Here is a 17108-nt window from a genome sequence, read left to right on the forward strand (position 1 = left end):
GTGCGGATCGCAAAACGCGTTCTGTGTCATCCCGTGGCTTGACCACGGTATCAAAAAAAAATTAAAAAAGACTGGATCCCGCGATCAAGTAGCGGGATGACAACAAAGTTTTGTTATTGGTGATTAAACACCTGCTCATTTGGAGCAGCTACTCCTAAAACTTTCTTTGCTTGTTCTTCTAACATATCTTTATTTAGAGATTCCGTTCGTAGTAATTTGACGTTATGCTCAAGTTCTACTCTTTCTGCTCGTAAGCCTTTTAGTTCATCATAAGCTTTTTCAAGCTGCCTATTTACTTTTAAATATGCAATAATCCCTTTGTTACCATATATGCAATGAAAAACAAAATATACAAGCAGTAAAGCTAAAAAGATATTTAAAATTATTTTTTTAGAATGATTATTTAAATGTATTATCATAAATATATCTTCATAAGAAATAATATCAGAGCGGTTAAAATAATACTATCAAATCTGTCTAGCACTCCTCCATGACCGGGTATTATATGACCGCTATCTTTAATATTAAATTTTCGCTTAAAATATGAAATAAATAAATCACTTAATTGAGCTATTAATGCTAATATACAACTCATTATAAACAAATAAATTTTATTTGAAAAATAGTAATTTTCAATATGAAAGTTTGGTATAACACTAACTAATACCGCAACTAAACCTGCTGATAATACTCCCGTCACTAAACCGCTCCAGGTTTTGTTAGGACTAAGTTTCGGAGCAAGTTTTGCTCCTTTAAAAGTTTTGCCGCCAATCATAGCGAAAGTATCTACCGACCACATTATGCAAAAATAAAGCATAATAAGCCATCTATTGGTATCTTCCATACTTAAAAATATTAATAGGCTTATAGGAATCGGAATAATAATTAGCCCGATTAATAGATCAGGAATAGAAGAGTAGGTCATATTATACCACTCACTTAACATTCCCGTACCTACTAATATCATTAGAATATAGAATAAAGGCTTACACCATAATATAGCTATGACAAATAACGGAACTAAAACTATACCGGATAGGATTCTTAAATATATGTTTGATTTTTGTTTATCTTTTACCAAATGTTCTTTTCCTTTTTGAGTAATCATTTATAGCTTCTTGTATATCATATTTATTAAAATCAGGCCAATATTTGGGTGAGAAATATAATTCAGCATAAGCTGCTTGCCAAAGCAAGAAATTACTGATGCGATAAACCCCGCCCGGTCTTATTAATAAATCTACATCCGGCATTTCAGGATCATATAAAGCGTGTTGTATATCGCTGTCACTTACTGCTTTTTTACCGCTTGTAATAATTTTTGTGCAGGCATCAACTATTTCTTGACGACTTCCATAACTAAAAGCTATACAAAGCGTTATTTTATTATTATTTTTTGTTAATTCTATAGCATTATTTATTTGTTTTTGCAATGAGCTACTTAATAAAGTCAGCCTACCTATTACTTTTATTTTAACGCCGTTTTTATGTAAATTATTTAATTCGGTTTTTAAATAAATACTTAATAATTTTATTAAGAAATCTACTTCCGTGCTTGAGCGTTGCCAATTTTCGGAAGAGAAAGTATATAAAGTTATATAAGGTATGTTAAGGTTAAGAAACTCAGGCAGTAATTCACGAATTTTATCGGCTCCTGCTTTATGCCCTTCAGATTTTGTTAAGTTATGCTGATCTGCCCAACGAGCATTACCGTCCATTATTATTGCTAAATGTTTTATGTTAGTCATTATTTTATATTTTAGATGTTGCTGCATGGATCGATTTTTCCGTCATTGCAAGTGACTAAAAGGAGCGTGGCAATCTCATGAAACAATATAAAATTTCTGAGATTGTCACGCCCTCGGTTGTGCCTATCATTGTAATGACGATTTGGCATCTACACGGGAATGACATCGGTAGTCATATTTTAGGTATTTCGATTCTTACCGATAGCCCGCCTAAATCCTTGCTATCTTCTAAATAAATAGAGCCTTTATGATCGTTTATTATTTCTTTAGTAATAGCAAGCCCAAGCCCTACGTTACTTGCATTATCAAGCTGTCTTGCTTTATCCGATCTATAAAACGGTTTAAATACAAGGTGTGTTTCCGTATCATCTATACCGGGACCGTTATCCTCAATAATTATAGCTACGGTAGATGCATTATCTTTTGAGGATATCTTAATTTTAGTTCCATATTTTATAGCGTTACCGATTACATTAGACAAGGCTCTTTCAAAAGAATGCGGCTTAATGCATACTGCTAGTTTATCTAAATTAGTAGATTTTATAAATTCAATATTTACATGTGACCATTTGTTAAAAAAACGTTCCATCCAAGGTAATAATAAAATGTCTTCAAATTCTTCTGTACTTGCACCTTTAGCAAAATCTAAATAAGAATTTATCATTTGCTGCATAGTTAATATATCTTGTTTTAACCCTTCGATTTCTTCGCTTTCTTCCATCAATTCAAGTTGTAGCTTCATTCTTGTTAAAGGAGTTCTCAGGTCATGAGAAATCATAGCAAGTATAGTGGTTTTTTTAGTAATTTGTTTTTCAATACGAGCTTTCATTTTTAAAAAAGCAAGCCCTGCTTTTCTTATTTCTAAGGCTCCTGAAGGTTTGAAATTGTTGCCTTTTAAAACACCTCGACCAAATTTATCCATGCTATCCGCAAGAGTGAGTATTGATTTAATTTGATTTTTGGAGAAAATAATAGAAACAGAAAGTAATATAACAGTTAAAGATATAATCCATAAAACAAATATATATACTGTAGGATTAAGTAGTAACTTTGCAGGAAAAGTAATATATAATACTCCATCTTTTAATTCTAAAAATACTTCAATTTTATTTTTCTTATTTAGTTTAACTATATTGTTTTCATGGATTTTTGTAGCTAAAATATTTTTGAATATAGTTAAAGGTTCACCTAATTTAGGCTGTTTTATAGATAACTTTTTATTAAGCTGAAACTGATAAGATAAATTAAGATAATTTTCCGATAAATGGGTTATCTCTCTTGAATTATTTCTATGTTCTTTAATCAATGATTCTATTTCATTGATAATAATAGTACTAGTATAATATGAAACATTATACCAATGACGATCGTAAAACAAAAATATAGCAACGATTTGTCCTATTAAAATCGGAATGATTATAATAAACATAAACCGTACAAATAATGTTCTTGGTAAAGCATATTTCAAAGAGCTTGATACAAGCGAATTTTTCAAGATTGGTCTGTGCTCACTTATTTTTATACGCTGTGTAGGCTCGCTTTTAAATTCATCTTGTCTGAAGCTCTTTGAAATATGCTGTAATAATTTAGATATAAAGTGCATAGCCCTCATTACGCACAGTTTTTAAATATTTCGGCTCTTTTGGGTTGTCTTCTATTTTGCTTCTTATTCTTGTAATTTGTACATCGATAGAACGCATACTAAGCCCTCCCATTATTTTTGACAGTTCAAAACGACTAGTAGATTTACCGGAATTTTTTATTAATATCTCAAGTAATTTTTGTTCAGTAGAGCTAAGAGATACAATTTGATGATTCTTGGTAAATTCTTTTGTATCGGAATTATAAAAATTATTGCCGAATTTAATTATATTCGTTTCTTTTTTAAAGTTATTATAATTATTGATTAAGTTATTTATCCGAAGTAATAATTCTCTCGGTTCAAAAGGTTTAGTTATATAATCAGAGGCACCGGCTTCAAGTCCTTTAACACGGTCATCGGCTTCCGATAAAGCAGTAAGCATAACTATAGGAATATTATTACCGGCATCCCTTATAGTAGTAGCAAAATCAAGCCCTGTTATTTCAGGTAACATAACATCTAAAATAATTAAATCATAATTAGAAGTTTTTAATAGATTTTTAGCTTCTATGACTGAGCTTGCCGTTGATACTAAAAACGCGTTTTTATTTAAAAATTGCTTTAAAAGTGCTAATATTCTGCTATCATCATCAACGATTAAAATATGTGCTTTGTATGTATGCATACTCGTTTAATTTAAAAAAATTGTATTTCACTATTGTCATCCCATGGCTTGACCACGGGATCTTATGTCGTAGGTTGTGTTCTGAGATCCTGCGATCAAGTCGCGGGATGACGTTAAATACTACTGGATTCCCGCTTTCGCAGGAATGACATAGGAACTACGGCCGTATAGCTCATGACGATTGACAATACTTTAATATAAATATAGATTAATGACAATGGTAAAACTAGAGCAAATTTTTTGGCATGTTTGGATTAATGGTGATTTAGTTCCTTATCAATGTGCAAGGATTCATGTTTTGACTCATAGCCTGCATTATTCAGGATCGGTATTTGAGGGTGAGAGAGCTTATAATGGCAAAGTTTTTAAACTAAAAGAACATACGGCAAGATTAATAAAATCAGCAGAAGCATTAGGTTTGAAAGTACCTTATAATGTAGACGAGATAATAAAAGCGCATGAACGTGTAATAAAACAAAATAATATTAAGGATGCATATATAAGACCGCTTATTTGGTGCGGAGACGAGTCGCTAAATATCACTAATCAGTATTTATCTACTAATCTTTTGATTGCCGGTATTCCATCTATGCCGAGGTCTTTTGAGAAAGGTATAAATTTGCATGTAAGCCGCTGGCGTAAAGCAATGCCTGATAGCACCCCGGTACAATCTAAATCCGCCGCTCAATATAATATGGCAATAACGAGTAAAAAAGAAGCTAAGGCTCTTGGCTATGAGGATGCATTATTACTTGATTATGAAGGATATATTGCTGAATGCACTACAACAAATATTTTCTTTGTTAAAGATAAAATATTATATACTCCAATTGCCGATAGGTTTTTAAACGGTATAACAAGAAAGACTATTATTGAAATTGCAAAAGATTTAGGTCTAGAAGTAAAAGAAGAGCGTTTAAAATTAGAGCAAATAGAGGATTTTACCGGATGTTTTGTTACAGGCACGGCAATTGAGGTACAAAATATTGATTCTATAGATCTTGGCAATAAAAAGATTATTTTTGATGATCATAAAATTGCAGATCGTTTGAAAGAAGAGTATAGGCGTGTTGTTAGGGAGTAGAAGAAACGTCATTGCGAGGAGGTATTGCCTGTGTATGGATACTGAGTCGTCATTGCGAGCAGTCGTAGACTGCGTGGTAATCCCATGAAATAATAACAAACTCCTGAGATTGCTTCGTCGAATTACTACGTAATTCTTCTCGCAATGATGATTTAATAAGCTAAACAATTAAAATCAAAAAAATCATGCATAACATATTTAAAGGTTTAATTACCGCACTTATAACACCTTTTAAAGATAATAAGTTAGACTTATATGCTTTAGAGAGAATTGTAAAACATCAAATAAAGCATGAAGTCGATGCAGTATTAATTGCAGGCTCAACGGGAGAAAGTAGTAGTTTAAGCTTTGAAGAATATAAATTATTACTGCAAACTAGCGTAGAAATCGTTAATAAGTGTATTCCTATAATAAGCGGGTGTTCATCAAATAATACTACTTATGCAAGAGCACTTGCAGCGGAATCTACAAAAATCGGCGTAGATGGTTTTATGGCTAGTCCACCATCTTATGTCAAACCTACCCAACACGGAATTTATAAGCATTTTGAAGCATTGCATGAAGCGTGTAATTTACCTATTATGTTATATTCAGCTCCAACTAGAAGCGGAGTAGATTTTTCTGATGAGACAATATTGAGACTTAGCAAGCTACCGCGTATTTTAGCATTAAAAGATTGTGGTGTAGATTTAGAACGTCCATTGCGGATCAGAGCAACAGTTAAAAAGGATTTCAATATTTTAACCGGTAATGATGAAGTAGTCTTAGCTTTTAACGCTCAAGGTGGGGTGGGGTGGACTTCTGTAGCCTCTAATATTGTTCCTAATATATGTAAAGAGCTATTAGAAAAATGGAATAAGAACGATACTAAAGGAGCATTAGAAATCCATCAGAAATTACTACCTTTATATACAGCATTATTTGTAGAATCTAATCCGATTCCGATAAAATATGCTGCACATTATTTAGGTTTATGTGAAAATGAAATTAGACCCCCATTAACTGAAGCAAGCGATAGTGCCAAAAAACAAATTGAAAACATCATAACATCACTATCTATAAAAATATGACTGAATATAAGAAAGTTATTGCACAAAATAAGAAAGCCCTTTTTCATTATTTTATTGAAGAAAGATTAGAAGCGGGTATTGTATTAAAGGGTAGTGAAGTACGGTCTCTGCGTCAAGGCAAAGCTTCTATAGAAGAAAGTCATGCGGCAGATACCGGACATGAGGTATTTTTGTATAACTGCCATATTGCAGAATATGAAAAAGCGAATAGATTTAATCATGCTACTCGTAGACCGCGTAAATTATTGTTGCATACTAAAGAGATAAAGAAAATTATCGGTAGAATTAGAATAAAAGGCTATACGCTAGTAGCTCTTTCTATGTATTTTAATAAAAAAAATAAAGTGAAAGTTGAACTTGGTATTGCTAAAGGTAAGAAATTACATGATAAAAGAGAGTCAATTAAAGAAAAAGACTGGAAAAGAGATCAGAGCAGATTAATAAGACAGAAGTAATGGACTTTGCTACACCGGATGACAAGCTGGCTTTGTTACATAGATCGTTTTATGTCATTCCCGCTTTCGCGGGAATGACATATAGAATTACTTAGACTTTAGGAAGATATAAAATTTTTAAAAAAGGTATTTATGCAGGATATTATAGGTAAAATATTGGTTATATTTATAGTTATAATAGGAGTTTTATTTGTTTTCAAAACAATGAAAACTTATTCTACAAATCCAGTTTCCGTTGAGGTTAAACAAAGCGAAGATGCAAGAAAATGTGAAGAAGAAAGAGTACAAGCAATAATCAAAGATTATTTGCTTAAAACTCCGGAAATAATAATAGAATCAATAGAAGGGTTGCAAAAACGTAAAGTACAGGAAAATGAGACTAAAGTTAATAACTATATAAAAGATAATAAGTTAAGTATTGAAGATAGCACAAGCTTTCCTGTTATAGGAAATAAAGACGGTGATGTAACAATAATTGCTTTTTATGATTACAATTGTTCTTATTGTAAAAAAGGCGATGTTTCTATAAATGAATTATTGCAAAACGATCCAAAAGTTAAAGTTGTATTACGACCGCTTCCTATCCTTGGAGATGTTTCCGAATATCTTGCAAGAATAGTTTTAGCCGTTTATAAGGTTAATCCAAGTAAATTCAAAGCTGTTCATGATGAATTAATAAAAATAAGAGATGTTTCTAAGGAATCTATAAAAGAATTATTAACTGAGAATGGCTTAAATGCTACGGAAATTGAAGAAATTGCCGATAGTAATGAGATTAAAGATTTAATTACTCAAAATATGAAAATAGCTAGAAGTCTTAGAATTCAAGGAGTACCTGCGTATATAATCGATTCAAAATTAATACCTGGGTTAATAGATTTTCCACAATTACTAAATATAGTTAAAGAAATTAGGGATAATTAAGAGTCCTTAAGAATTGTTGCGTAGACCAGTAAATGCTTTTTATGTTATTCCCGTGAAAGCATGGTTGCATGGGTACCAAATCATCATTGCGAGGAGCGAAGCGACGTGGCAATCCTGTCAAGCATCCTGAAATTGCTTCGTCAATTACTTACGTAATTTCCTCGCAATGACGACCTTCAGTCTCCACGCAACAAGACCTAGTAGGAATGACAGCAATTGCTCTTGAATAACTTTAGCCTTTATTTAGTAAATCTAACATAGTTTTACCGATATCGGCAGGGGATCTAGTGATAATTACGCCGGCACTTTGTAGAGCTTCCAGCTTATCTTCGGCACTTCCTGTTCTTCCGACAATAATAGCTCCGGCATGTCCCATTCTTTTACCTGGAGGTGCTGTAATACCTGCAATAAAGCTTACTATAGGTTTCTTGATTTTTGACTGCTTGATAAACTCAGCTGCATCTTCTTCTGCATTACCGCCAATTTCACCGATCATAATAATTGCTTTTGTTTCATCATCTGTCAAAAACATCTCAATACAATCAACAAAATTAGTGCCGTTAACAGGATCGCCGCCTATACCGACACACGTAGATTGTCCAAGTCCTACTGCTGTTGTCTGTGCTACTGCTTCATAAGTTAGAGTACCTGATCTGGAAACAATACCTATTGTTCCTCTTTTATGAATATGCCCAGGCATAATACCGATTTTACATTCACCCGGTGTGATAACTCCAGGGCAGTTAGGACCGATTAATCTAGTTTTAGAACCGACTAAAGCACGTTTGACTTTCACCATATCAAGCACCGGAATGCCTTCCGTTATACATACTACTACTTCAATTTTGGCATCGATTGCTTCTAATATCGAATCAGCGGCAAAGCCGGGCGGAACATATATAACGCTTGCATTTGCACCGGTTTTTGCTTTTGCTTCATGTACGGTATTATATACAGGTAAATCAAGGTGAGTATGACCGCCTTTGCCGGGTGTAACACCGCCAACCATGTTAGTGCCGTACGCTATCGCTTGTTCAGAGTGAAAAGTTCCTTGTAAACCAGTAAAACCCTGACAGATAACTTGTGTTTTTTTATTTATTAATATTGCCATGTTAAATAATGTTTATTGTTTTTATTTTACTTTGATGTCATCCCGCGACTTGATCGCGTGATCCAGTCCTTATTTTAATTTTTTTATGGATACTGTGGTCAAGACACGGTATGACACTGAACTGGTTTTTCGAGCGCTATACAACAAGGTCAATGCCTGTATAGCTCATGACGGTTATCTACCGTATCGCTTCAACTATTTTATTTGCCGCATCTGCTAAATCATGTGCCGGTATTATTTCTAAACCAGAATTTGATAAAATGTCTTCGCCTTTTTCAACGTTTGTACCGGCTAAACGAACTACTAACGGTACTTTTATACCTATGTCTTTTGCAGCGGCAATAATCCCTTCTGCTATAATATCACAACGCATGATACCGCCGAAAATATTAACTAGAATCCCTTGTACTGCTTTATCAGATAAAATTATTTTTAAAGCTTCTTTTACACGCTCACGATCAGCTCCACCACCGACATCCAAGAAATTAGCAGGTGAAGCACCGTAAAGTTTAATAATATCCATAGTGGCCATGGCAAGACCGGCACCGTTAACCATACAACCGATATTACCGTCCATTTTTACATAGCTAAGTCCTGCATTTGCTGCTCTAGTTTCTAGAGGATCTTCTTCATCATGATCACGCATTGCCGTAATATTCGGATGCCGCAATAAGCCGTTATCGTCAAAAGTAATTTTTGCATCCAAAGCTAATAAGTTCCCGTCGCTATTTACAATTAATGGGTTGATTTCGATTTGTGCTGCATCGGTTTCAATAAAAGCATTATAGACTGATTTTACTATTTCTTTCATCTGTTTAGCTTGGTTATCCTTAAAGCCTAACTCATAAGCTATGCCTCGCATATGAAAATCTTGTAAACCGGTTGCAGGATCAACGGAAAATTTAATAATTTTTTCCGGAGTGTTTTCTGCTACTTCTTCAATATCAACTCCTCCTTCCGTAGAAGCTATAAAAGTAATACAGCTAGCCGATCTATCAAATACTATACTAAAATAATATTCTTTTAAAATCTCACAACCTGATTCGATATAAAGACGGTTTACTTTTTGTCCTTGAGGTCCTGTTTGATGCGTTACTAAATTAATACCAAACATGTCATGAGCAACTTTTTTGGCTTCTTCTTTACTCTTAACAACCTTAACACCGCCTGCTTTACCTCTACCGCCGGCATGTATTTGTGCTTTAACCACATATACTTCCGTATTTAATTTATCTATGGTTTCATTAATCTTTTCGGTTTTCGTAACAACTAGCCCGGTGGAAGTAGGTACGCCGTATTTTCTTAAAATCTCTTTTGCTTGATATTCATGAATATTCATTTTAAATAATTTATTTAAAGTGCTATTAATTTTTATGGATAAGATGCATTTTTAACTTCTCTTACTATATCTTTATCAAAAGTGCTAAACTTATTAGCACTGTTGACTTCTCCTTCTGCAATAATCATATAATCGGCAAAGTCTGCTTTACCTTTAATATATTTCTCAGTAGCTGATATATGTCTTGATGCCCAATGATAAAGCCAGAATTATCAATAAAATTAATTACTGCTTCATAAATTTCCTGGCGAGTAAATTTATTTACTTTTAGCACCCATACAAATTCAAGTAATGCATATGATGCAATAAAAATCTTATTAGTGATGTTATGTTTTAAGAAATTTTGAGCTGCTTTACCTTGTATTTCATCATCTTCAAGAAAAGTACGAGTTAAGATATTAGTGTCAATTCCTATCATTTTCGATAATCGCAATACTAATAGCTTCATCTACATCCACCGGACCGTTTTTAGCTTTATGTTTACCTTTACCAAAAAAAGCTATAGATATCTTTTTTTATAGGAAGCAATTCTAATGTTTCATTTTTTTTGTAGTTAATTATTAACTCAGAGCCTGAATGTAAACCAAGTTTATTGCTTATATATTTAGGTATAACTACCTGTCCTTTCGATGAGATTACTACTCTGGCACTTTTACTCATAATACTAATATAGTAAGTTATCTGATCTTACTTTGTATATAAAACACAATTTATTATATGTCAATAAGTTTATAATGAGGTTACTCATTCAATATCCTTTTAATACGTTATCTTTCTTAATAAAGTGATGATATAATGCAGCTAGTATATCAAAATAATTAAAGCAGTAAATAAGCAGCCTTTTTATAGATTTTTTTAAAGATTTTGGCAAATTGTAAATCTGGAGCAAAAGAATTGATAGTAAACAAATCATAAAAATCAATATGATGGTTTGATAAGATAGTTATTAGAAAGCCGCTTATCGGCATTAATAACATTAAAAGCTATAGCAAATTTATATTAATATTAGTGGCTTTTTGTGCCAATTCGGCATATCTTCCGGTAGCAAAACATTAGCATTATAGAATTTCTATAAAAGCCTTATTATTACTAAAGATACAACAACTATACCGGTTGCTTCATGTATCCCGTATAATTGCCCTTTTAAAGGAAGTTCTAAGAAATTATCCATTAAGACACCGACAATGAGCATTACTATAACTATAATGCTCATGATCCAGTGAAAAAGTTTTGCAATTAAGCCGTAAGAATTTTCAGTATTTGTAAGTAGCATGATAGTACTCAAACTTACTTAATGTCATTGTCGCTCTTCTGTGTAATTTTCCTGCGAAAGCAGGAATCTAAAAAACAATAAAAATACTAAAATTATTAGTATTTTTAACTAGATCCCATGGGCAAAGCCACGGGGTGACACCGAGTCACGGTATGACAGTTGCTTCTTAATTCCCAACTGCCGTATCTATAATCTTTTCTGCCTCTGTACCGCTAATTTTTTCTTTATCATTCAGAATGAGATTAGCATTCTTTAAGTCATCTCCTATATGTTCCGCTCTTCCTTTTAAAACCTTAGCTAAAAACTGCTCGGCAAGAGCGTAATATGAGATTCTATTACCGGCTTTTGCAAATCCATGACCTTCATCTTTGTAAAGTGCATAAACTACCGGTATATGCTTTGCTTGCATGCTGTTTACAATCTGTTCTGATTCTGCCTGCACGACTCTCACATCGTGAACACCTTGTGCTATAAATAAAGGCTTTTTGATATTATCAACAAAATTAATCGGTGATCTTTGTCTTAAAAATTCTTTTTCTTCTTCAGTGTCCCAAGGTCCTATACGTGTTTTATATATACTTAACAATGGTGTCATATAAGGAGCTTTAGATTGCACATGAGTTAATAAATTAGACATACCGACAACGTCAATACCGCAAGCAAATACGTCAGGCGTCATGGTAAGACCTACAAGCGTTGCATAACCTCCATAGCTTCCACCCATAATACAAACTTTGTCAGAATCAACTATATTATTCTTAATAGCCCAGTTAACACCATCAATTAAATCGGTGTGCATTTTACCGGCATATTCTAAATTACCGGCGTTTAAGAAATCTTTCCCAAAACCGGTAGAACCACGGTAATTTATACTTAAAACTGCGTAACCACGATTTGCAAGCCACTGATGCTCAGTATTGTATCCCCAGCTATCACGTACCCACGGACCGCCGTGGACATTTAAAATTAGAGGTACTTTTCTATCGGGTATATTATTTTTATCGAGCTTTACATCATTTGGAAAAGTGATATAGCTAACTAAATCAAGCCCGTCACGTGACTTGATAATTATCGGTATCATCTTAGCAAGATTATATTGCTCAAGTTCTTTGCGATTAGTAAATAAAAACTCAGCTTTTTTATTTGTCCTATCATATTTATAATATTTCACCGGTGCATTATCAGCCATATAAGCAACGATCCAAGTTTTATCGTCTAGCGTCCTACTATTAATAATTAAATCACCGCGATCAATAGATTGCAAATATTTAATATCATCTTCAATATCTTTATCTAATATTTTATATGAGACTCTATCATAATCTATAGATACTGCTTGCGGAGTTTGCTTTGTGGGATGAACTGTAAATAAGCTGATATCGGCTTTTGCATCTTCGGCTAATATTTCTTCACTACCTGTAGCTAGTGTTATAGCTTTAAGTGCGGAGGTATTACGATTACGTCCCTCTAGCATATATAAAGTTTCACCGCTAGCATCAAAACCAAGTATGGCAGTGTTAAAAGAATCTTCCATTGATATCTTAGTAAATAACTTTGGTTCTCCGTCTTTTAATTCATAATATTCAACAGTTCCGTCTTTATCTAGTAAGCTACCGAATCTTAAATTTAAATTTTCATCAGTTACATAATCAGTAAATCTATCATTTTTATAAATCAGTTCTTTTTCTAGAGTATCTAGATTTAATTTGTAAATATCAAAATATTCAGGATTACGCTCATTTAAATATATTAATATCTCATTTGGCTTCTTATGACTTGCTCCGGCTATTTTGGCTTTAACTCCTTTTGCAGGAGTAAGTAATTTTGTCTCTTTTGTCTCTATGTTATAGCTATAAATTCGGTCATTTTCATCACCGTTAAAATCTTGGGTATATAAAATATTTTTATTATTATAAGCTTTAGCATAAGACCAAATACCGCGTCCTTTGTCATGGGTTATGGCTTCTGCTTTACTAATATCATCTGAGGGTGCTAGCCAAATATTTAATACACCATCTTTCGGTGCAACATATAGAATATATTTGCCGTCGTGGGTTAGAGAAACCCTGGCTTTATCAGGGTTACCGAATAAAACTTTTCTGGGGATTATTTGATTGTTATCCGTTATCGTTTGAAACATAAAAATACCGACACTTATTATTAATATAGTGCCTATAATATAGAAAATTTTACTCATTACTAATAGTTTGTTATTTAGTTTTATAGTCTTTTGATGTCATTCCCACTTCCGCGGAAATGACATTCAGGTCATAAAATATAATTGCTACACTCTCTCAATATTGCTTAAAAACCAATCAACTTCTTTGGTATTAGCATTACGTGTAAATGTCCATTCTTCCTTTAAATCTTCGATTTTGTCAACTACATTTTTACCTTGAAATAGTAATTTAATAAATATGTTATTACCGAACATGTAAATTTCTGAATATTTTGCACTTAAAGCCGATGAGTCAAAAAAATCACCATAGGACGGTGTTATTTTTTCAAATTCTTCCAAGTATCTTTTATCTACCAGCTCAGATAATTCTTTAGCATCTTTTTTATAAGCAGCTTCTATAATCATTTGAAAAGCAGTTTTAGCATTATTTATGAATTTAACCGGATCAAAGGAGTAAAGGCGTTTATGGACTTGTTCCATTCCATCTACGACCGCAGTTATATTATGTTCTACTATTATATCTTTAAAAGCTTTAATATCTTGGGCTGTTGGAATATTTTTTTCTTCTTTATTAGATTTAACTATACTGTAAGTTACGTCCTTAATAACCGGTTCGCCAAAATAAGATTTTTGCTTTGTCTGTTCCTCTTCTGCAGTAGAACCGAGAGTCGTAATTAATTTGTTGATAATGTAAAAGGCAATAACGGCAAAAATTAATAACTCTATTATTTGAGGAGACATTTTCTATTTATTTTTATTAAAAGATTATTTTTATATTTTAATATAAAAAAATAATCTTTTAAAGTTATTTAATAAAAATAAGGATTTATTTTTATTTGCGTTATACTTAAAATTTAAAACATAACTAAAATATCTTGATTATTTTAATTATTATGATATTTATCGTTTTGTAAATGATGTTTAAACTCCATCATTGCAAAACACTTATTTATAATAGCCTTTAGTCCATTTATGCTAGGGGGGCTGTTGTACTAAAGCTTAATTTTTAAGCGTTTTTAGTATAACGGATAATTATTGTTTTCAATGATTGCGTTTATCTCCTAGCACCTATCTATCTATTCACTTTTAATTGACGAATGAACTGGCGAGCTGGTAATTCAATTATATAATGCAAAATAGTAGCTATTGTAACCGAAGTAGCAAATTTAAGCCATAAAGGAGTTGGATAAATCCAGTAATTATGCTACAAAAAATTCTGTAGTTAAAGCAGAAAGGTATAAAGCATATGAAATTTGATCTAGAAAATATGTTATTGGATTACCGAAAATAAGTTTACTTAATCCTGAATCATTAGATTTTCCAATAATTATTAAGAATGAGCCAACTGCAAGCCACCAAAGTGTTTCTGCATTAATTATAATAAAAATATAAGCAAAAACAGCAATTCCTACAAATGTAATAATATCATAAATAATATAATTAAGTTTCAAAGATTTTATATATTTTGTAATAAAATATGTTATACAACCAAAAATAAATACACCTAAAAACATTATTAAGCTTTTACCGTAAGCAAATTGTACTCTTTCGTTACTAATATGGGTCTGCAGCCATTGAAAAAAGCATAAGGAGCAGAAATTATCCAATAAGATATAAATAACAAGATTATCAATAACTTAATTATTGATAATCTTTGCATCAATGATATTAAAAAAGGAAATAATTAATATGCAAACATTACCGTACTTATTGCACATGAAGGTTGGATTCCAAGATACTAAATCCGTGAACCCCCATGCTTGAATAAGGAACACATTATAAAAGCATAAATAAATGTAAGGGATAAACTCTGGCAATACGTGCAAATAAAAAACTTTTATAACTAACGGTATGCGTATAAAAATAAAGCCGGATAACACAAAAAATATTACAACCCCAAGACTGAAGTCTTGCTATATTCATTCCAATTGAGTTATCTGGCCAAATTATATGTGGCGTGTTAAGAAGAATACCCATAATGCAGTATACCCGCGTAAACCTGTTAATCCTTTTATTTCTTTTAAGTTATCTATTTTGTTATGCCATATTTCAGTTATAACATTACTGATTAAAATATGGCATGATACAATAACCTAAATATTAAAATAATTTATTAATAATAATTTTTTAATAAATTATTAGATTCTTATATTCAGAGATCTTTTAATAAGTGTGCCACTTTTATAGCATTATCAAATCCGTGATCGTAATGAAATCTTATATCAGGCGAGAATTTCATATGTATTTTATTAGTAATAAAATTTCTGATAGCATTTTTAGAATTATTTAATGCATCCATAATTTCATCTATTGTTAGTTTAGTATTAAAAGGCAAGAAATAACAATTAGCTATTTTGAGATCAGTAGTAACTATAACTTTCGTAATAGTGAGAGGACAAGCAAAAAGTCTGCTATCCAGCATTTTGCCACGCCTTAGAATTTCTATTAATGCTTCATTTATAATGCTTGCTAATTTTTGTTGTCTATGAGAATGAGTTTTGGTTAATTTTTTCATGCGTTAAAAAATATATACAATTCTAAGGCATAATAGCATGCTTTTGCCAAACAACCAATACCTAAAAATTTTAGAAATTTTGTTTTAAAAAAACCGGAGAATAAAGAAATAAAGCTTCCCCAAAAAGAAAATGCCATTAAGAAAATTATAAATATCTCATATTTATAATATAGTTTTGTTAAATTTTTATGTCTTAAAATATTTTGTGTATTTTTGGAAGCATAAAAGATATTTAAAACTATTGTTCCAAAAATATAATTGATTGCATTACCGCTAAGAGAAGCACAAATAGCTACTAACAGCATTATTAAACTATTATAGCCTCCGAACATTTTCATAGAATGAAATATTAATTCATTCTGAAAACCTATAACAAGATTTGAGACAAAACTATCAACAAATAATAAACTATATGCTTTAAATTGATTCATGAATGTAATATATTGGATTGTGATTAGGGGTATTAATCGTCATTGCAAGGACAAACTGTAAGTTTTGACGAAGCAATCTCATGCCACAATCCTGAGATTGCCATAACCCTTACTATCTAACACCAAAATAAAGTAACTGGCAATGAAAAAACAAATTATTTATCCTGATTTTATAGCACGAATTTTTTCTACGGCACTTGATTTATCAGTATTTGCCTTTATAGCAATCCCAATATCACAATTTTGTTCTTTTAATTTATTATGGTTGTTCTTTAATGATTATTTCCTTAGCAATAACATTAATCTTCATAATCCCAATGCAATGTTTAACTCGGTTATGAGTCAGGAATTTTATGAATATCTTAAAGCAGGAAATTTTAATAAATATATTTTGTTTAATATTTCAATTTTTGCTACTAATATATTAGTAATAGGCTCATATTTCATAACGCTTTGGTATTATAAAGGTGCAACGCTTAGTAAAATGTTTTTACGTATGAAAATCGTAGATGCCGTAACATTAAATCGTCCGACCTTAAAGCAGTTAATTAAAAGATTTTTAGGGTATATGACTTTTCCTATCGGTATTTTTTTCATACTTTTTTCTTCTAAAAAACAAGCATTACATGATAAAATAGCCGGAACCGTCGTTATTAAGTCTTAAATATACTCCTAAGTAATAGACGAAGTTTAATTTGGAAAAGAGCAAGGA

18 protein-coding genes and 4 pseudogenes are annotated in these 17108 nt (G+C 31.8%); 5 read left to right on the top strand and 17 right to left on the bottom strand.

All coding sequences use genetic code 11. From position 1 onward, the window contains the following. Positions 1-113 precede the first annotated feature (113 nt). The 5 genes from ACHBLB_RS05610 to ACHBLB_RS05630 all read right to left on the bottom strand — a co-directional run bounded on the left by ACHBLB_RS05610 (position 114) and on the right by ACHBLB_RS05630 (position 4015). Positions 114-419, bottom strand: coding sequence for an FtsB family cell division protein (locus ACHBLB_RS05610; protein ID WP_475841216.1), 306 nt, complete (start codon positions 417-419; stop codon positions 114-116). Further along, complete coding sequence (locus ACHBLB_RS05615) at positions 416-1108, bottom strand: phosphatidate cytidylyltransferase (protein ID WP_475841218.1); 693 nt, start codon at positions 1106-1108, stop codon at positions 416-418. The genes ACHBLB_RS05610 and ACHBLB_RS05615 overlap by 4 nt, the downstream gene beginning before the upstream one ends. Beyond that, entirely contained in the window at positions 1068-1775 is a 708-nt protein-coding gene (uppS, locus tag ACHBLB_RS05620) for a polyprenyl diphosphate synthase (RefSeq protein WP_010977222.1), read from the bottom strand. Before uppS ends, ACHBLB_RS05615 begins: the two co-directional genes overlap by 41 nt. Positions 1776-1920: 145 nt before the next feature. Beyond that, complete coding sequence (locus ACHBLB_RS05625) at positions 1921-3351, bottom strand: palindromic element RPE3 domain-containing protein (protein ID WP_475842773.1); 1431 nt, start codon at positions 3349-3351, stop codon at positions 1921-1923. Beyond that, positions 3335-4015, bottom strand: a complete 681-nt coding sequence (locus ACHBLB_RS05630) for a response regulator transcription factor (RefSeq protein ID WP_475841220.1) — start codon at positions 4013-4015, stop codon at positions 3335-3337. Before ACHBLB_RS05630 ends, ACHBLB_RS05625 begins: the two co-directional genes overlap by 17 nt. A gap of 211 nt (positions 4016-4226) precedes the next feature. Between ACHBLB_RS05630 and ACHBLB_RS05635 the strand changes: the two genes are divergently transcribed. The 4 genes from ACHBLB_RS05635 (at position 4227) to ACHBLB_RS05650 (ending at position 7548) form a co-directional block, all read left to right on the top strand. Further along, positions 4227-5099 (top strand): branched-chain amino acid transaminase, encoded by an 873-nt coding sequence (locus ACHBLB_RS05635; protein WP_475841221.1) that lies wholly within the window; start codon positions 4227-4229, stop codon positions 5097-5099. Positions 5100-5284: 185 nt separating this feature from the next. Continuing rightward, entirely contained in the window at positions 5285-6169 is an 885-nt protein-coding gene (gene dapA / locus ACHBLB_RS05640; protein ID WP_004995750.1) for a 4-hydroxy-tetrahydrodipicolinate synthase, read from the top strand. After that, complete coding sequence (gene smpB, locus ACHBLB_RS05645) at positions 6166-6624, top strand: SsrA-binding protein SmpB (RefSeq protein ID WP_012150787.1); 459 nt, start codon at positions 6166-6168, stop codon at positions 6622-6624. The genes dapA and smpB overlap by 4 nt, the downstream gene beginning before the upstream one ends. Before the next feature lie 132 nt (positions 6625-6756). Continuing rightward, on the top strand, positions 6757-7548 hold the full coding sequence (locus tag ACHBLB_RS05650) for a DsbA family protein (RefSeq protein WP_475841222.1): 792 nt from the start codon (positions 6757-6759) through the stop codon (positions 7546-7548). Positions 7549-7780: 232 nt separating this feature from the next. Here ACHBLB_RS05650 and sucD read toward each other — a convergent pair whose 3' ends face one another. The 12 genes and pseudogenes from sucD to ACHBLB_RS05710 form a co-directional block, all read right to left on the bottom strand. After that, positions 7781-8659, bottom strand: a complete 879-nt coding sequence (gene sucD, locus ACHBLB_RS05655; protein ID WP_475841223.1) for a succinate--CoA ligase subunit alpha — start codon at positions 8657-8659, stop codon at positions 7781-7783. Between the two features lie 178 nt (positions 8660-8837). Further along, positions 8838-9998 carry an ADP-forming succinate--CoA ligase subunit beta gene (sucC, locus tag ACHBLB_RS05660; protein WP_475841226.1) on the bottom strand — a complete coding sequence of 387 codons (1161 nt, stop codon included), beginning with the start codon at positions 9996-9998 and terminating at the stop codon, positions 8838-8840. Positions 9999-10030: 32 nt separating this feature from the next. Beyond that, positions 10031-10416, bottom strand: a pseudogene (locus ACHBLB_RS05665) (PIN domain-containing protein). Next, positions 10403-10658 (bottom strand): annotated as a pseudogene (locus ACHBLB_RS05670) (AbrB/MazE/SpoVT family DNA-binding domain-containing protein). The pseudogenes ACHBLB_RS05665 and ACHBLB_RS05670 overlap by 14 nt, the downstream one beginning before the upstream one ends. Before the next feature lie 158 nt (positions 10659-10816). Further along, on the bottom strand, positions 10817-10975 hold the full coding sequence (locus ACHBLB_RS05675; protein ID WP_475841229.1) for a cytochrome B: 159 nt from the start codon (positions 10973-10975) through the stop codon (positions 10817-10819). Between the two features lie 17 nt (positions 10976-10992). After that, positions 10993-11271 (bottom strand): annotated as a pseudogene (locus ACHBLB_RS05680) (cytochrome b). A gap of 166 nt (positions 11272-11437) precedes the next feature. Next, positions 11438-13468, bottom strand: coding sequence for a S9 family peptidase (locus tag ACHBLB_RS05685; RefSeq protein ID WP_475841231.1), 2031 nt, complete (start codon positions 13466-13468; stop codon positions 11438-11440). Between the two features lie 87 nt (positions 13469-13555). Beyond that, positions 13556-14191 carry a Tim44/TimA family putative adaptor protein gene (locus tag ACHBLB_RS05690; RefSeq protein ID WP_475841234.1) on the bottom strand — a complete coding sequence of 212 codons (636 nt, stop codon included), beginning with the start codon at positions 14189-14191 and terminating at the stop codon, positions 13556-13558. A 458-nt stretch (positions 14192-14649) separates the two neighbouring features. Then, complete coding sequence (locus tag ACHBLB_RS05695) at positions 14650-14901, bottom strand: hypothetical protein (RefSeq protein ID WP_475841236.1); 252 nt, start codon at positions 14899-14901, stop codon at positions 14650-14652. A gap of 325 nt (positions 14902-15226) precedes the next feature. After that, a pseudogene (locus ACHBLB_RS05700) lies at positions 15227-15427 on the bottom strand (hypothetical protein). A gap of 175 nt (positions 15428-15602) precedes the next feature. Beyond that, entirely contained in the window at positions 15603-15965 is a 363-nt protein-coding gene (rbfA, locus tag ACHBLB_RS05705; RefSeq protein ID WP_475841238.1) for a 30S ribosome-binding factor RbfA, read from the bottom strand. Next, the gene (locus ACHBLB_RS05710; protein WP_475841240.1) at positions 15962-16396 is read right to left on the bottom strand and encodes a YqaA family protein; all 435 of its coding nucleotides are present in this window, start codon (positions 16394-16396) and stop codon (positions 15962-15964) included. The genes rbfA and ACHBLB_RS05710 overlap by 4 nt, the downstream gene beginning before the upstream one ends. Before the next feature lie 142 nt (positions 16397-16538). On the opposite strand from ACHBLB_RS05710, the gene ACHBLB_RS05715 reads away from it, so the two are divergent. Continuing rightward, positions 16539-17060: an RDD family protein gene (locus ACHBLB_RS05715; protein WP_475841242.1), complete on the top strand. Its 522-nt coding sequence runs from the start codon at positions 16539-16541 to the stop codon at positions 17058-17060. Positions 17061-17108: the final 48 nt, after the last annotated feature.

This window comes from Rickettsia lanei, assembly GCF_056242675.1.

Bases quoted from the DNA above. Each gene is read 5' to 3' on its own strand.
- ACHBLB_RS05610 (WP_475841216.1), bottom strand. From the start codon at position 419: ATGATAATACATTTAAATAATCATTCTAAAAAAATAATTTTAAATATC.
- ACHBLB_RS05615 (WP_475841218.1), bottom strand. From the start codon at position 1,108: ATGATTACTCAAAAAGGAAAAGAACATTTGGTAAAAGATAAACAAAAA.
- uppS (WP_010977222.1), bottom strand. From the start codon at position 1,775: ATGCAGCAACATCTAAAATATAAAATAATGACTAACATAAAACATTTA.
- ACHBLB_RS05625 (WP_475842773.1), bottom strand. From the start codon at position 3,351: ATGCACTTTATATCTAAATTATTACAGCATATTTCAAAGAGCTTCAGA.
- ACHBLB_RS05630 (WP_475841220.1), bottom strand. From the start codon at position 4,015: ATGCATACATACAAAGCACATATTTTAATCGTTGATGATGATAGCAGA.
- ACHBLB_RS05635 (WP_475841221.1), top strand. From the start codon at position 4,227: ATGACAATGGTAAAACTAGAGCAAATTTTTTGGCATGTTTGGATTAAT.
- dapA (WP_004995750.1), top strand. From the start codon at position 5,285: ATGCATAACATATTTAAAGGTTTAATTACCGCACTTATAACACCTTTT.
- smpB (WP_012150787.1), top strand. From the start codon at position 6,166: ATGACTGAATATAAGAAAGTTATTGCACAAAATAAGAAAGCCCTTTTT.
- ACHBLB_RS05650 (WP_475841222.1), top strand. From the start codon at position 6,757: ATGCAGGATATTATAGGTAAAATATTGGTTATATTTATAGTTATAATA.
- sucD (WP_475841223.1), bottom strand. From the start codon at position 8,659: ATGGCAATATTAATAAATAAAAAAACACAAGTTATCTGTCAGGGTTTT.
- sucC (WP_475841226.1), bottom strand. From the start codon at position 9,998: ATGAATATTCATGAATATCAAGCAAAAGAGATTTTAAGAAAATACGGC.
- ACHBLB_RS05675 (WP_475841229.1), bottom strand. From the start codon at position 10,975: ATGTTATTAATGCCGATAAGCGGCTTTCTAATAACTATCTTATCAAAC.
- ACHBLB_RS05685 (WP_475841231.1), bottom strand. From the start codon at position 13,468: ATGAGTAAAATTTTCTATATTATAGGCACTATATTAATAATAAGTGTC.
- ACHBLB_RS05690 (WP_475841234.1), bottom strand. From the start codon at position 14,191: ATGTCTCCTCAAATAATAGAGTTATTAATTTTTGCCGTTATTGCCTTT.
- rbfA (WP_475841238.1), bottom strand. From the start codon at position 15,965: ATGAAAAAATTAACCAAAACTCATTCTCATAGACAACAAAAATTAGCA.
- ACHBLB_RS05710 (WP_475841240.1), bottom strand. From the start codon at position 16,396: ATGAATCAATTTAAAGCATATAGTTTATTATTTGTTGATAGTTTTGTC.
- ACHBLB_RS05715 (WP_475841242.1), top strand. From the start codon at position 16,539: ATGAAAAAACAAATTATTTATCCTGATTTTATAGCACGAATTTTTTCT.